The organism is Streptomyces graminilatus (genome assembly GCF_001418565.1).
In the GTDB taxonomy this organism is placed as follows: domain Bacteria; phylum Actinomycetota; class Actinomycetes; order Streptomycetales; family Streptomycetaceae; genus Streptomyces; species Streptomyces graminilatus.
Genome location: NZ_LIQQ01000524.1, coordinates 1 through 14,912 on the forward strand (window position 1 = coordinate 1; position 14,912 = coordinate 14,912).

General features: G+C 72.3%; 14 protein-coding genes. 3 read left to right on the top strand and 11 right to left on the bottom strand.

The genetic code is table 11. The features are described 5' to 3' along the window. The 4 genes from AOK08_RS34945 to pdhA all read right to left on the bottom strand — a co-directional run. Nucleotides 1-814 (bottom strand): NTP transferase domain-containing protein (locus AOK08_RS34945; RefSeq protein WP_055533491.1); only part of this gene is annotated, 814 nt, incomplete at its 3' end. Between the two features lie 55 nt (nucleotides 815-869). Then, entirely contained in the window at nucleotides 870-2,228 is a 1,359-nt protein-coding gene (locus AOK08_RS34950; protein ID WP_055533493.1) for a dihydrolipoamide acetyltransferase family protein, read from the bottom strand. After that, the gene (locus tag AOK08_RS34955) at nucleotides 2,228-3,232 is read right to left on the bottom strand and encodes an alpha-ketoacid dehydrogenase subunit beta (RefSeq protein WP_055533495.1); all 1,005 of its coding nucleotides are present in this window, start codon (nucleotides 3,230-3,232) and stop codon (nucleotides 2,228-2,230) included. The genes AOK08_RS34950 and AOK08_RS34955 overlap by 1 nt, the downstream gene beginning before the upstream one ends. Then, nucleotides 3,229-4,365, bottom strand: coding sequence for a pyruvate dehydrogenase (acetyl-transferring) E1 component subunit alpha (gene pdhA, locus AOK08_RS34960; protein WP_055533497.1), 1,137 nt, complete (start codon nucleotides 4,363-4,365; stop codon nucleotides 3,229-3,231). Before pdhA ends, AOK08_RS34955 begins: the two co-directional genes overlap by 4 nt. Nucleotides 4,366-4,555: 190 nt before the next feature. On the opposite strand from pdhA, the gene AOK08_RS34965 reads away from it, so the two are divergent. After that, the gene (locus AOK08_RS34965) at nucleotides 4,556-5,041 is read left to right on the top strand and encodes an Lrp/AsnC family transcriptional regulator (RefSeq protein ID WP_055533499.1); all 486 of its coding nucleotides are present in this window, start codon (nucleotides 4,556-4,558) and stop codon (nucleotides 5,039-5,041) included. A gap of 1 nt (nucleotide 5,042) precedes the next feature. Here the strand turns inward: AOK08_RS34965 and AOK08_RS34970 are convergent, their stop codons facing one another. Both AOK08_RS34970 and AOK08_RS34975 read right to left on the bottom strand, forming a co-directional pair. Beyond that, nucleotides 5,043-5,651 (bottom strand): TetR/AcrR family transcriptional regulator, encoded by a 609-nt coding sequence (locus AOK08_RS34970; protein ID WP_055533501.1) that lies wholly within the window; start codon nucleotides 5,649-5,651, stop codon nucleotides 5,043-5,045. Continuing rightward, on the bottom strand, nucleotides 5,648-7,162 hold the full coding sequence (locus AOK08_RS34975) for a 3-hydroxyacyl-CoA dehydrogenase (protein ID WP_055533502.1): 1,515 nt from the start codon (nucleotides 7,160-7,162) through the stop codon (nucleotides 5,648-5,650). The genes AOK08_RS34970 and AOK08_RS34975 overlap by 4 nt, the downstream gene beginning before the upstream one ends. Nucleotides 7,163-7,358: 196 nt before the next feature. On the opposite strand from AOK08_RS34975, the gene paaN reads away from it, so the two are divergent. Next, nucleotides 7,359-9,065, top strand: coding sequence for a phenylacetic acid degradation protein PaaN (paaN, locus tag AOK08_RS34980; protein WP_055533504.1), 1,707 nt, complete (start codon nucleotides 7,359-7,361; stop codon nucleotides 9,063-9,065). Nucleotides 9,066-9,068: 3 nt separating this feature from the next. Here paaN and AOK08_RS34985 read toward each other — a convergent pair whose 3' ends face one another. The 3 genes from AOK08_RS34985 to AOK08_RS34995 are packed head-to-tail and all read right to left on the bottom strand — an operon-like array spanning nucleotide 9,069 to nucleotide 11,978. Beyond that, entirely contained in the window at nucleotides 9,069-9,896 is an 828-nt protein-coding gene (locus AOK08_RS34985) for a TrmH family RNA methyltransferase (protein ID WP_055533506.1), read from the bottom strand. A gap of 10 nt (nucleotides 9,897-9,906) precedes the next feature. Continuing rightward, entirely contained in the window at nucleotides 9,907-11,205 is a 1,299-nt protein-coding gene (locus tag AOK08_RS34990; RefSeq protein WP_055533508.1) for an HTTM domain-containing protein, read from the bottom strand. Beyond that, on the bottom strand, nucleotides 11,202-11,978 hold the full coding sequence (locus AOK08_RS34995; RefSeq protein WP_055533510.1) for a DUF5819 family protein: 777 nt from the start codon (nucleotides 11,976-11,978) through the stop codon (nucleotides 11,202-11,204). The genes AOK08_RS34990 and AOK08_RS34995 overlap by 4 nt, the downstream gene beginning before the upstream one ends. Nucleotides 11,979-12,317: 339 nt before the next feature. On the opposite strand from AOK08_RS34995, the gene AOK08_RS35000 reads away from it, so the two are divergent. Then, a complete protein-coding gene (locus AOK08_RS35000; protein WP_055533512.1) occupies nucleotides 12,318-13,466 on the top strand; it encodes an acyl-CoA dehydrogenase family protein in 1,149 nt (382 codons plus the stop codon). A 77-nt stretch (nucleotides 13,467-13,543) separates the two neighbouring features. Here the strand turns inward: AOK08_RS35000 and AOK08_RS35005 are convergent, their stop codons facing one another. Continuing rightward, nucleotides 13,544-13,873: a rhodanese-like domain-containing protein gene (locus tag AOK08_RS35005; RefSeq protein WP_055533514.1), complete on the bottom strand. Its 330-nt coding sequence runs from the start codon at nucleotides 13,871-13,873 to the stop codon at nucleotides 13,544-13,546. Between the two features lie 37 nt (nucleotides 13,874-13,910). Then, the gene (locus tag AOK08_RS35010; protein WP_055533516.1) at nucleotides 13,911-14,804 is read right to left on the bottom strand and encodes a J domain-containing protein; all 894 of its coding nucleotides are present in this window, start codon (nucleotides 14,802-14,804) and stop codon (nucleotides 13,911-13,913) included. Nucleotides 14,805-14,912 lie beyond the last annotated feature (108 nt).

The following is a 14,912-nucleotide window of genomic DNA, read 5'->3' on the forward strand; positions in this document are numbered from 1 at the left end:
GTCGGGTACGCGGCGGGCCGCCCCCGGCGCGGCCCGCCGCGTACCCGACGAGGAACGTCGTCAGGGGTGCGGCCGGCCTGGCCACCCCGTGCGCGGCGTCACGGGCGAGGTCCAGGAGGAGGTGGGTGTCGACGTCCAGGTCGACGCCCAGTTCGTCCTTGGCTGCGGAAATCCATTCGTCCAACACGTGCCCATGCTCCCTGATGCGTGCTCTGGCGGCGGCGATGTCGTCCCAGGTGTCGCAGTCGAAGGACGCGACGGGGTCGGACACCCGGGTGAGTTCGAGCGCGGCCGTCAGCCGGCGCAGCGGCAGGCCGGTGAGGCCGCCGTGTTCGAGGGCGAGCGCGTCCAGCTCCCGGCGCAGCGCGGACGCCCGGTACACGGCCACGAGCGGCTGGTCCCGGCCGCCGGAGTCGGTGAGCAGCGCGCCCTCGGCGCCGCTCGTCCGCAGCGCGTCGAGGAGCCGCCGTACCGTGGTCGGTGCGAGGAACGGAAGGTCGGCGGAGAGTACGATCACCCGCTCGGCGCCGGTGTGCCGCAGACCCGCGTCGAGCGCGGCGACGGGTCCGCCGCCCTGCGGGTCCTCGTGGGCCCAGGTGACGGGCCGTGCGGTGGGCCGGGGAGCGGCCACGACCACGGTGGTGCCGGCGTCGGCGCAGGCGGCGAGCACCCGGTCGAGCAGCGGGCGCCCGCCCACCCGGACACCGGGCTTGTCGGCGCCGCCGAGCCGCCGGGCGGCCCCGCCCGCGAGCACGACGGCGTCGTAACCGTCGGCGCCGGGGGTCCCTGGGGGCTGGGGCTCGTAGGCGGTCACCCTCCGAGTATGCGGGCCGCCCGGCGGGCACGGGGAACGCGGGGTGCCACCCCGGTCACAGCGTGCGCAGCAGCACCGCCGGCTGTTCGACGCAGTCCGCCACATAGCGCAGGAAACCGCCCGCCGTACCGCCGTCGCACACCCGGTGGTCGAAGGTGAACGACAGTTGGACGACCTGGCGCACCGCGAGTCCGCCCTCGTGCACCCATGGCTTGGGGACGATCCGGCCGACGCCGAGCATGGCCGCCTCGGGGTGGTTGAGGATCGGCGTGGAGCCGTCGACACCGAACACGCCGTAGTTGTTCAGCGTGAACGTCCCGCCGGTGAGTTCCGCGGGTGTGAGGGCGCCGGTGCGGGCCGCCTCGGTCAGCCGGGCGATCTCCGCGCTGAGCGCCCCGGTGTTCCTGGTGTGGGCGTCCCGTACGACGGGGACGACGAGCCCGCGTTCGGTCTGGGCGGCGAAGCCGAGGTGGACCCGGTCGAGCCGGACGATCTCCCTGGCCGCCGGGTCGACCGTGGAGTTCAGCTCGGGGTACCGGGTGAGGGCGGCTGTGCAGATCCGGGCGAGCAGGGCGAGGAGGGAGATCTTCGGACCGCCGCCCGCGTTCATCGACGCACGCGCGCGCATCAGTTCCGTCGCGTCGGCGTCCACCCAGCAGGTCGCGTCCGGGATCTCGCGCCGACTGCGGGAGAGCTTGTCGGCGACGGCACCGCGAATGCCCTTGAGGGGGACGCGCGTGCCCTCGATGGTGGCGGAGGTGGAGGTGGGCTGCGCGACGGACGCCGGAACCTCGGCCGGGGTCGAGGCCGGAGCCGACGGCCCGGGGCGCGTGGCGCCCGCGCGCAGGGCGAGTTCGACATCGGCGCGCAGGATCAGTCCGTTGGGTCCCGAACCCGCCAGCTCCCGCAGATCCAGGCCGTTCTCGCGGGCGAGCCTGCGCACGAGCGGCGAGATGACCGGCACGGAACCGTCCACCCGGGCCGGGGCAGAGGCCTGTGCGGCGGTGTCCTTGACGGCCGCCGTGTCCTTGGGGGCGGCCGGTGCTGCCGGCGGTGTCTGGTCCCGCCGTACTCTGCGGCGCCGGGCGGGCGCCTCGGACGTGCCGTAGCCCACGAGGACGTTCCCGGAGCCCTCGGCCGTGTCACCGGCGGCGTCGGTGTCGGCCGGTGTCCCGACGGCCACCGTCACCAGGGGGGAGCCGACGGGGAGTTCGGTGCCCTCCTCGCCGAAGCGGGCGGTGACGACACCGCCGTACGGACACGGGACGTCGACCATCGCCTTGGCCGTCTCGACCTCGACGACCGGCTGGTCGACGGCGACGACCTCGCCGACCTCGACGAGCCAGCGCACGATCAGCGCCTCGGTGAGTCCCTCGCCGAGGTCGGGGAGCCTGAACTCCAGTACCTGCGCCATCAGCGTTCCGCCTCCCACTGCAGCCGTCCCACGGCGTCCAGTACACGGTCGACACCGGGCAGGTGGTGCCGCTCCAGCATCGGCGGCGGGTACGGGATGTCCAGCCCGGCGACGCGCAGCACCGGCGCCTCCAGGTGGTGGAAGCAGCGCTCCGTGACGCGGGCCGCGATCTCCCCGCCCGGGCCGCCGAAACCGCCCGACTCGTGCACGACGAGGGCCCGCCCGGTGCGCCGTACCGAGGCGCACACCGTCTCGTCGTCGAACGGGACCAGGGACCGCAGGTCGACGACCTCCAGGTCCCAGCCCTCCGCCTCGGCCGCCCGCGCCGCCTCCAGGCAGACGGGCAGGGACGGCCCGTACGTGATCAGCGTGGCGCTGCGGCCCGGGCGCCGCACCACCGCGCGTCCGATCGGTTCAACGGCCGGCGGCTCGTCCGGGTTCCAGGAGTCCTTCGACCAGTAGAGGCGCTTTGGCTCCAGGAAGACCACAGGGTCGTCGGAGGCGATGGCGGCCCGCAGCAGACCGTAGGCGTCGGCGACCGTGGCGGGCGTGACGACCTGGAGTCCAGGGGTCGCCATGTAGTACGCCTCGGAGGAGTCGCTGTGGTGTTCGACGCCGCCGATGCCACCGCCATAGGGCACCCGGACGGTGATCGGCAGGGGCATCGACCCGCGGGTGCGGTTGCGCATCCGGGAGACGTGCGAGATCAACTGCTCGAACGCGGGATAGGCGAACGCGTCGAACTGCATCTCGACGACCGGGCGCAGACCGTACATGGCCATGCCGACGGCCGCCCCGAGGATGCCCGCCTCGGCGAGCGGGGTGTCCGTGCAGCGGTCCTCGCCGAACTCCTTGGCGAGCCCGTCGGTGACCCGGAAGACCCCGCCGAGGGTGCCCACGTCCTCACCCAGGACGTGCACGGTGGGGTCGGCGGCCATCGCGTCGCGCATCGCGCGTGTGAGGGCCTGCGCCATGGTGGCGGGTTTGACGGCGACAGTGGTCATCGGTGCGACTCCTCCGCCTCGGCGTCGAGTTCGGCCCGCAACTGGGCCCGCTGCTCGCGAAGCTGCGGGGTGGGCTCGGCGTACACCTGGGCGAACAGGTCCATGGGGTCGAGCGCCGGGTCCTGGTTCATGCGGGCGCGCAGGTCGGCGGCGAGCGCCTCGGCGTCGTCGCGCGCGGCCCGGATGCCGTCCTCGTCGAGCAGTCCGCGCGCGGTGAGCTCCTGTTCCAGGAGGTCGATCGGGTCGTGCGCGCGCCAGGCGGCGACCTCGGAGTCGGCCCGGTAGCGCTTGTCGTCGTCGGCGTTGGTGTGCGCCTCCACGCGGTAGGTCACCGCCTCGACGAGCGTGGGACCGCCACCCGCGCGCGCGTGGCGCACGGCTTCGCTCAGCACCTCGTACATGGCGACCGCGTCGTTGCCGTCGACCAGGCGGCCCGGCATCCCGTAGCCGACGGCCTTGTGGGCCAGCGACGGGGCTGCGGTCTGCTTGGCGAGGGGCACGGAGATCGCGAAGCCGTTGTTCTGGACCAGGAAGACGACCGGCGCCTGCCACACGGCCGCGAAGTTCAGCGCCTCGTGGAAGTCGCCCTCGCTGGTGCCGCCGTCACCGACCATGGCCAGCGCGACGACGTCGTCCCCCTTGAGGCGGGCGGCGTGCGCGAGCCCGACGGCGTGCGGCAACTGCGTCGCGAGCGGGGTGCACAGCGGCGCCACCCGGTGCTCCCGCGGGTTGTACCCGGTGTGCCAGTCGCCGCGCAGCAGCGTCAGCGCCTGTACGGGGTCCACGCCCCGGGCGACCACGGCGAGCGTGTCCCGGTAGCTGGGGAAGAGCCAGTCGCGGTCCTCCAGGACGAGCGCGGCGGCCACCTCGCAGGCCTCCTGGCCGACGCTGGAGGGGTACACGGCGAGCCGGCCCTGCTTGGTGAGAGCGGTGGCCTGCGCGTTGTACCGGCGCCCGCGCACCAGTTGCGCGTACAGCCGGCGCAGCAGCCCGGGGTCCGCCTGCGCGGCCGCCCCGGTGCCGAGGACGCGGTACGGAGCCGCGTCGGGCAGCAGCGGCGCGGGGTCGGTACGGGGCTGCCAGGCGGGCGGCGGGGTGGGCCGGTAAGCGCCCCGCTCCTCCATGACCGTCATGACGGCACCTCCTCGTGGGAGACGGCTCCGGGCGCGCCACGGATGTGACTCGCCTCACCTACCGATTGTTCGGTCGTCGGCACATTTTGGCTACAGGCACCTCCAGGCTGTGGACAAACGGTTCTCCACAGCCTGAGATGGACGCAGTACGTCCATGACAGGGAGGCGGGGGGACATGTCACCTGAACAAATGGCCGAAAGTCCCGAAGGGGGCGCCGCCCTGCCGCCCCCGCGCCCGCTGGACGCCATCGATCAGGACATCCTGAAGATGCTCCAGGCGGACGGCCGCGCCTCGATCCGTTCCGTGGCCGAACGCGTGCACGTCTCGCGGGCCAACGCATACGCGCGCATCAACCGTCTCATCGAGGACGGCGTGATCCGCGGTTTCGGCGCCCGTGTGGACCACGAACGCGCCGGGCAGGGCACCTCGGCCTACATCACCCTGAAGATCGTCCAGAACTCCTGGCGCACGGTCCGCGAGCAGTTGCGGCAGCTCCCCGGGGCAGACCACATCGCCCTGGTGGGCGGCGACTTCGACGTGCTCCTGCTGGTCCACACCCCCGACAACAAGGCGCTGCGCGAGCTGGTGCTGACACGTCTCCAGGCGATCCCGGAGGTGCTCAGCACGCGCACGCTGCTGGTGTTCGAGGCGGAGGACCTGGAACCACAGGCCTGAGTCACTCCTCCAGGGTGGCCGGTTCCGGCTTGCGCAGCCCTCCGAAGACCAGCCGCACCACCGCGTCGGAGACCTCCCGCTCGCCCATGCCGCGCCCGTCGGGCCGGTACCACTCCACCACCGAGTTGATCATCCCGAAGACGAGCCGCGTCGCGAGCCGCACCTCCACGTCACCGCGTATGTCCCCCTCGGCGGCCGCCGCCTTGAGCAGGTCGGCGACCCGGTGGTCGAAGTCCCGGCGCCGGTCCAGGGCACGGCGCTCGGTGTCGGTGTTGCCGCGCACCCGCAGCAGCAGCGTCACATACGGCAGTTCGGCGATGAGCACCTCGACCATGCGCCGTACGACGTACTCCAGCCGCCCGGCGGCGGGCCCCACGCACGCGTGCTCCTCGTCGAGGATCCCGAAGAGCCCGTCCAGGGCCCGGTCGACGGCCAGGCGCAGCAGCTCCTCCTTGCCGGTGACGTGGTGGTAGATCGACGACTTGGAGATGCCCGCGGCCCTGGAGAGGTGCTCCATGGAGGTGCCGTCGTAGCCGCGCTCGTTGAACACCTGGACGGCGACCTGGAGCAGGGTGCTCGGGGTGTACGTGTCGCGCTTGGCGGTGCTCATGGGGTGCCCTCCCGCTTGTCGGTGGCGTACGCGTGGCGGTAGAGGGCGAGGGACGGCGCGTACCGTCCGCTCGGGTCGCGCTGGTGGAGTTCGTCGAGGATCTCGTGCGCCCAGCTCCGGCCGAGCCTGCGGCTCCATTCGAACGGCCCGAGCGGGTAGTTGACCCCGAGGCGCATCGCCGTGTCGACGTCCTCCTCGGTGGCGACGCCCTTGGCGACGGCGTCGTGCGCGAGGTCGACGATCCGGGCCACCGTACGGGCGACGATCATGCCGGGGGTGTCCCCGAGGACGCTGACGTCCTTGCCGAGCGCCTGGAAGAGACCGATGGCCTCGGAGAGGGTCTGCGGCTGGGTGTCCTGGGAGGCGGACAGGGCGATCCGGGTGGCCCGCCGGTAGTCGAGGGCGAGGTCGAAGTAGACGACGTCACGGAACTCGACGCTGGTCTGCCCGTCGGCGAGGACCAGCTGGCCGCCGCCGGGCAGCACCAGCCGGGTGCCGTGGTCCTCCTCGTCCTCACGGACGGGAACGCCCGCCTCACGGATCAGCGCGAGGAGGTCGGACGCGGGGCCCAGGTCGCCCTCGGCGACGACGTACGCGGGCGCCTGGGCCTGTTCCGCGGTGTGCGGTTCGGCACGCTCGGCGTCGTCCCCGTAGTCGTACCAGCCCTGTCCGGTCTTGCGGCCCAGCCGGCCCGACTCGACGAGCCGCCGCTGGGCGAGCGAGGGCGTGAACCGCACGTCCTGGAAGAAGGCCTGCCACACGGAGTGGGTGACGGCCTCGTTGACGTCCTGCCCGATCAGGTCGGTCAGTTCGAACGCGCCCATCCTGAACCCGCCGCACTCGCGCAGCACCGCGTCGATGGTGGCGGGGTCGGCGGACTGGGCCTCGTACGCCGCGAAGGCCTCCGCGTAGAAGGGCCGGGCGAGGCGGTTGACGATGAAGCCGGGGGTGTCGGCGCAGGCGACCGGGGTCTTGCCCCAGGCGCGGGCCATCTCGTACGCGCGCGTGGCCGACGTGACGTCGGTGGCGAACCCGGAGACGACCTCCACGAGGGGCAGCAGCGGCGCCGGGTTGAAGAAGTGCAGCCCCACGAACCGACCGGGATTGCGCAGTACGCCCCCGATGGCGGTGACGGACAGGGAGGAGGTGTTGGTGGCGAGCAGACAGTCGTCGTCGACCACCGCCTCCAGGTCGCGCAGCAGCTTCTGCTTCACGTCGAGCCGTTCGAGGACGGCCTCGACGACGAGGGAGCAGTCGGCGAGTTCGGCGAGGCTTTTGGCGGCGTGCAGCCGGGACCGGGCGGCGTCCCGGTCGGCCGCCGTCATCCGGTCCTTCTCGACCAGACGGTCGAGACGACCGCCGATCGCGTCGGCGGCGGCCTGGGCCCTCCCCGGCATGGAATCGAACAGTCGTACGTCATGACCGGCGACCAACGCGACCTGGGCGATGCCCTGGCCCATCGTGCCGGTGCCGACGACGGCCACGGGGCTGCTGAGGTCGAGTGCAGTCATGTGCGCGATCCTCCCGCACGACGTTGTCCACAGATGCGGCGGACCCCCTTGTCCCGACCGATCGTTCGGTTACTCTAACTCTGTCGTGCCTTTTCTGCCCAGGTCATGTCCCTGTTCATGCACCTGTTCATGCGCTGGGTCACGCCCCAGGTCATGAGCTCAACGAAGTGCTCTTGAGACGAGGAGTTGGTCCCTGATGGCCGCCGAACTCACCGCGCACCAGCTGATCGCCCAGCACCGGCCCACCCTCGACCAGGCGCTGGAAGCGATCCGCACGCGCGCGTACTGGTCCCCGCACCCCGAACACCCCAAGGCGTACGGGGCGGACGGCAGCCTGGACATGGCAGCCGGCAAGGCCGCCTTCGACGCCGTCCTCGACACCCGCCTCGACCTCGGCCAGCCCGGCACGGACGACTGGGTCGGCGACGAGGTGTCCCCGTACGGCATCCGTCTCGGCGTCACCTACCCGCACGCGGACGCCGACGTGCTGCTGCCCGCCATGAAGGCCGGCCAGGGCGCCTGGCGCGACGCGGGCGCCGAGGTCCGCGCGATGGTCTGCCTGGAGATCCTCAAGCGGATCAGCGGCCGGACGCACGAGTTCGCGCACGCGGTCATGCACACCAGCGGCCAGGCCTTCATGATGGCGTTCCAGGCGGGCGGCCCGCACGCCCAGGACCGCGGCCTGGAGGCGGTGGCGTACGCGTACGCGGAGCAGGTCCGCACCCCCGGCACGGCGGAGTGGAGCAAGCCCCAGGGCAAGCGCGACCCGCTGGCCCTCACCAAGGAGTTCACACCGGTCCCGCGCGGCATCTCGCTCCTGATCGGCTGCAACACCTTCCCCACATGGAACGGCTACCCGGGCCTGTTCGCGTCCCTGGCCACCGGGAACGCGGTCCTCGTGAAGCCCCACCCGCGCGCGGTACTGCCGCTCGCGCTGACGGTCGGCATCGCGCGCGAGGTCCTGGCGGAGGCCGGCTTCGACCCGAACCTGGTGGCGCTGGCCGCCGAGCGCCCCGGCGAGGGCATCGCGAAGACCCTGGCGACCCGCCCGGAGATCCGGATCGTCGACTACACGGGCTCGACGTCGTTCGGCGACTGGCTGGAGGCCAACGCCCGCCAGGCGCAGGTCTACACGGAGAAGGCCGGCGTCAACACGGTGATCGTGGAGTCGACCGACGACTACAAGGGCATGCTGTCGAACCTGGCCTTCGCGCTCTCCCTCTACAGCGGCCAGATGTGCACCACCCCGCAGAACCTCCTGATCCCCCGCGACGGCATCCGCACGGAGGACGGCCACAAGTCGTACGACGAGGTGGTCACCGGCCTCGCCGCGGCCGTCGGCGGGCTCCTGGGCGACGACGCGCGCGCGAACGGGCTGCTGGGCGCGATCGTCAACCCCGACGTCAAGGCACGCCTGGAGGCGGCGGCCGGGCTCGGCGAGGTCGCCCTGGCCTCACGGGAGATCGTGAACCCCGACTTCCCCGACGCGGTGGTCCGTACACCCGTCATCGTGAAGCTCGACGGCACACGGAAATCCTGGGACGAGGCGGACTCCGAGGCCGCCTACATGAACGAGTGCTTCGGGCCGGTCTCCTTCGCCGTCGCGGTCGACTCGGCGGCGGACGCGGTGGACCTGCTGCGGCGGACGATCCGCGACAAGGGCGCCATGACGGTCGGCGCGTACACAACCGACCCGGAGTTCGAACGGGCCGTCGAGGAGGCCTGCCTGGAGGAGTGCGCCCAGCTGTCGCTGAACCTGACCGGCGGGGTGTACGTCAACCAGACGGCCGCCTTCTCCGACTTCCACGGCTCGGGCGGCAACCCGGCGGCGAACGCGGCACTGTGCGACGGCGCGTTCGTGGCCAACCGGTTCCGGGTGGTGGAGGTCCGCCGCCAGGCCTGACCCCTACAGGGCGCCTGGACGGGGCCCAGAAGTGGCCTGGAAGGCGGGCCCGCCGGTGATGCTCCAGTGGTACAGCGTCATGGCCACACTGGTCGCCAGGTTGTAGCTGGAGACCTGGGGGCGCATCGGGAGGGACACCAGACCGTCGGCACGCGCGCGCAGCTCGGGCGACAGCCCGCTGCGTTCGGAGCCGAAGGCGAGCACGGCGTCGTCCGGGAGCCTCAGCCCCCGGATGTCGTCGCCCTCCGGGTCGAGCGCGAACACCGGCCCGGACGGCAGCCCGTCCACCGTCAGCCGCTCCACGGCGGTCGCGAAGTGCAGCCCCGCCCCACCGCGCACGACGGTGGGGTGCCACGGGTCGAGCGTGCCGGTGGTGACGACCCCGGTCGCACCGAATCCGGCCGCGAGCCGGATCACCGCCCCCGCGTTGCCGAGATTGCGCGGGTCGTCCAGGACGACGACGGGCGCGGTGCGCGGTGCGCGCGCCAGCGCCGCCAGATTGGCCTCGCGCGAGGGCCGTACGGCCAGGGCGGCCACCGCGGTGGGGTGCGCGCGCGGCACCAGGGACGCGTACGCCGTCTCCGGGACCTCGGTCAGGAGCCCGTCCAGGACGTCCCGTACGTCCGGAGCCAGCTCGTCGGCGAGATCCAGCGCGGCCCGCCGTCCGGTGGTCACCGCGACCGGGATCCGGGCTCCGAAGCGGACGGCGTGCTTGAGGGCGTGGAAGCCGTCGAGCAGGACACAGCCGCCCGCGAGCCGGTGCCACTCGCCCACCACGTCCGTTGCCGACACCATGCCGTCTGTCGCCGATCCCGTCACCGCGTCCGTCATGCCGTGAAGCCTACGTGCGGGGCTCTGCCGTCCTGTCCGCCGGAACCGTCCCGTCCGCCGGATCACCGGCCGTCCCACCTGCCGTCCCACCTGCCGTCTCACGGACCTGCTCGTCCGGCCCGGTGCCGCCGCTCCTCCGCGTCCTTCGCAGCCGTGCGAGCAGACGCACACGCGCGCGTGCCGCCCCGTCGCCGAGGCGGAGCAGGAAGGAGGTCGGCAGGAACACGGCGTCCGCGGCGATCATCGAGAGGGAGAAGAAGGGCAGTCCGAGGACGACGGCGATCACGGCGTGCTCGGTCATCATCACGGCCAGCAGGACGTTCTTGACCCGCCGGTTGAAGAGCGTGAAGGGGAAGGCGACCTGCGCGACGACCGTCCCGTACGTCACCAGTGTCACCAGCGTCCCGCTCGACGACATCAGGTCGGAGAGCGCGGGCCACGGGGAGAAGTAGTCGAGGTGGAGCGGGTAGTAGACGGCGGTGCCGTCCTGCCAGCGCGAACCCTGGATCTTGTACCAGCCGGCCGTCGCGTAGATCAGACAGGCCTCGGCCATGATCACGAAGAGGGCCGCGTTGTGCACGACGTTGCCGACGATGTCGAGGAGCATCCGGAGCTGACCACTCCCACGGCGCGCCACGACCCACCACACACCCAGCGCCAGCCACATGCCCCAGAGGATCGACGGAGCCAGCGGGTCGCCGTCGAGCCTCCCGGCCGCGAGACCGCCCAGCAGGAACACCCCCAGGACGCCCCAGAGCACGGGTCCCACGCGGTCGGGGGCGGGTTCGCCGTCGAGAGTCACGCGCGCGCGTGCCCGCCGCGCCCGCCGGGCGTCCAGGGACCACACCTGGCCGCAGCGCGTGAACACCAGGTAGATGGACATCAGGTGCAGGACGTTGTCGCCGCCGTCGCCCACGAAGATGCTGCGGTTCTGGAGCGAGAGCACGCCGACCATGAAGAGCACGGACAGGGTCCGGGTCCGCCAGCCGAGCAGAAGGAGCAGGCTGGCCAGCACCGCGAACAGGTAGACGAACTCGAACCAGAACTGGCCGCCGGACCACATCAGCACCGTGAAGGCGCCGTTGTCCGCGATGAGCTGCTGGCCGAGATGCCAGCTCCAGGGGCCGTCGGGCCCGTACAGCTCCTGCCGGTGCGGGAACTCGCGCAGCAGGAACAGCAGCCAGGTCGCCGAGAAGCCGATCCGCACGACGGCGGCCTGGTAGGGGCCGAGGGCGCTCTCGGTGACGCGGCCGATGCCGTTCGAGACCGACCGGGAGAGCGAGCCGAGGGCCGCGGGAAGGCGACTCATGAGCCGTCCCCCTTCGTCACTTGGGCGCTGCCCGCTGTCTCGGCCGCTATGTCGTCCGGGACGAACCACCAGGGCATCACGCGGTACGCGGGCGTCTCGGACACCTGTTCCTGGCTCCACTCCGGCGGTCGGACGTTCGTACTGCGGGAGCGGACCTGGACACGGTCGATGGTGCCGCCGGGTCCGGCCGCGTCCTCGCGTTCGAGACGCGGCACGACGATGCGGGTCAGGTACTGCTCGGCGAGGGCACCGCGCAGGCCCGAGGGACGGTTCTGGGCGTCGTGGGAGCCGATGAGGAAGTCCCAGGCCCGGCGCAGCTCGTTCTGCTGGGTGTGACTCGGTACCGGATTGCCGTCGATGGCCTCGCCGTCCAGCGCGGACAGGTCGTACCAGCCGGTGGTCCGGGCCTGGCCGTCCGCGGTGCGGACATCCGCGCGGGCCTCGACGGCGACGTTCTGCTGCAGCGGGTTGGGGGCGAAGAGCTTCCAGTTCTGTTCGAACTCCGGGTAGATCCAGTCGTCGATCGTCCGGGCGTGCTCCTTGGTGATCGTGTTCGAGGGCGCGATGTGCAGAAAGACGAGCCCGAGATGAACGCACGCGGCCACGGCGACGACCGCGACGGCGAGGGCGGCGCCCATCTGGTACGGGAGGGAGAGGGCGGCCAGTGCCGGGCGGGGCGCTTCCCCCGGGGCGGCGGAGCCCTCGGCCTCGCCGGCCCCGGCGGGCTCGTCGCGCCCGTGCCCGGCGTCCGGGCCTGCCTCGTTCGCGTCCATTCCGCCCCGTCTCCCGATACCCGGTCCGGCCGCGCCCACGGCGTCCGCACCGGCACGGTACTCAGAGCCACCCGCCCCGCGCAGCCCTCTTCGCACACCTGCACGACCAAATGAGCACCGCCCGGGAGGCCGGACCCGGAAGTTGTCCACAGCCGTTGCCCACAGCCGTTGACACCCTACGGCCCGCCACCGGACCATCGACTCGGACAACCCGCACAGACCGAACGATCGGTCGCCACCACCGCACCCCTCCCCCGATCCCGCCCGTTCCCTTCTTCTAGAACCTGTTCTATCTTGACGCCCCGTCAGATCACCCGCCCCGGGCCGAGAGGACAGCACATGGACTTCAGGTTCAGTGAGGAACAGCAGGCGGCGGCCGAGGCGGCCCGGGCGGTGTTCGGCGGGGTCGCGCCGGACGCGGTGCCCAGCCCGTCACTCGTCCCCGGTGCCGTAGCGGACGACTTCGACCGGGCCCTGTGGGAACGGCTCGCCGCAGCGGACCTGCTGAGCCTGCTGCTCGACGAGGAGTACGGCGGAGCCGGCCTCGACGCCATCGCCCTGTGCCTCGTACTGCGCGAGTCCTCGCAGGTCCTGGCAAGGGTGCCCCTGCTGGAGAACTGCGCCGCCGCCGCAGCCGTACAGGCGTACGGGGACGGGGAGCTGCGGGACGAGGTGCTGCGCCGGACCGGGACCGGCGAACTGGTGCTCACCGTCGCCGCGCACGGCCGGACCGGCCACGACCCCGCCGAACTCGCCGTCACCGCCGGCCGGGACGGCGACTTCTGGGTCCTCGACGGAGTCCAGACCGCGATCCCCTGGGCGCACAACGCCGACTTCGTCCTCGTCCCCGCCCGCACCAGCGCCGACCGCACCGTCGTCGCCCTTGTCCCCCGCCTTGGCGACGGCGTCCCGCTCGACGGTGTCGCCCTCGCCGAGCAGATATCCACCGCCGGTGAGCGACTCGGCGAACTGCGCCTGGACTCCGTGCGGTTGCCGGACCGGTACGTCCTGGACGCCGACGGCGCCTGGCCGTATCTGCGCGATCTGCTGACCGTCGGGACCTGCGCGCTCGCGCTCGGACTGGGTACCGCCGTACTGGGCATGACCAGCGACTACACCAGCAAGCGGGTGCAGTTCGGACACCCGCTGGCCACCTTCCAGGCCGTCGCCGTGCAGGCCGCCGACCGGTACATCGACCTGCGCGCGATGGAGGCAACCCTGTGGCAGGCGGCCTGGCGGGCCGGCACGGGGGCGCAGGCCGCGCTGCCCGTCTCCGGGGATGTCGCCGTCGCCAAGATCTGGGCCTCGGAAGGGGTACGAAGGGTCGTGCAGACCGCGCAGCACCTGCACGGCGGTTTCGGCGCCGACACCGACTATCCGCTGCACCGGTACCACGCCTGGGCCAAGTACCTGGAACTGTCCCTCGGCCCGGCGGCGGCCCACGAGGAGGCACTGGGCGACCTACTAGCGGCACACCAACTGGGCTGAGGCAGCCGCAGCCCGTCAGACACCCGGCACCCGGCACCCAGGCTGGATCAGAACAGATGGGAACAGATGGGAAAAGATCAGGCCACGAAGCCCGGCGCGCCCCCGTCGGTGACGACCGGGCGGCCCGCCGCCTCCCACACCTGCATACCGCCGCCCACGTTCACGGCGTCGATGCCCTGCTGGACCAGGTAGTTCGTCACCTGGGCCGACCGGCCACCGGAACGGCAGATCACATTGACCCGCCCGTCCTGCGGCGCCGCCTCGGTCAGCTCGCCGTAGCGGGAGACGAACTCGCTCATCGGGATGTGCAACGCCCCCTCGGCGTGCCCCGCCTGCCACTCGTCATCCTCACGGACGTCCAGCAGGAAGTCGCCGTCCTTGAGGTCCGTGACCTCGACCGTGGGCACACCAGATCCGAAACTCATGCCCCCGACGATACCCAGGTCACCGGCCGAGCAGTTCGGCGAGTTCCGCCTCGCGCCGCTCGACCTGGGCCAGCAGCTGCTCGGCGATCTCCTCCAGGAGACGGTCCGGGTCGTCCGGAGCGAGCTTCAGCATCGCTCCGATCGCCCCCTCCTCCAGCTCACGGGCGACCAGCGTGAGCAGCTCCTTGCGCTGGGACAGCCATTCGAGACGGGCGTAGAGCTCCTCGCTGTGGCTGGGCCGCCACTCGGCGGGCGCCGGACCGGCCGCCCACTCCTCGGCCAGCTCCCGCAGCAGCGGCTCGTCGCCCCGCCCGTAGGCGCTGTTGACCCGGGAGATGAACTCGTCGCGCCGCGCCCGCTCCGCCTCGTCCTGCGCCAGGTCCGGATGGGCCTTGCGGACCAGTTCGCGGTAGAGCTTGCGGGCCTCGTCGCTCGGGCGGACCCGCTGCGGGGGCCGTACCGGCTGCTCGGTGAGCATCGCCACCGCCTCCGGGAACAGCCCCTCCGAGTCCATCCAGCCGTGGAACAGCTCCTCGACACCGGGCATCGGCATGACCCGCGCCCGCGCCTCCTGCGCCGCCCGTACGTCCTCGGGGTCGCCGGTGCGGGCGGCCTTCGCCTCGGCGATCTCGGCGTCCAGCTCGTCGAGGCGCGAGTACATCGGGCCGAGCTTCTGGTGGTGCAGCCGGGAGAAGTTCTCGACCTCGATACGGAAGGTCTCGACGGCGATCTCGTACTCGATGAGCGCCTGCTCGGCCACCCGAACGGCCCGCTCCAGCCGCTCCTCGGGCCGGGGAGCCTCGGCTCCGCCCTCCTGACCGGCCGAGCCGGAGGAAGCCCGCGCGTCAGGGCGCTCCCCCGGCCCGTCGGCTTCGGGCACGGACGAGGACTGGTCAGCTTCCGGGGTCGTCACCCGCCCAAGCGTAGGCCACGGCTCACGCACCCACGGAGGGTCACCGAAGAGACCCCCGCAGGGCCCCCGGGGGTGACCCTCCGTGGGTGCGTGAGCAGTGGCCTACGC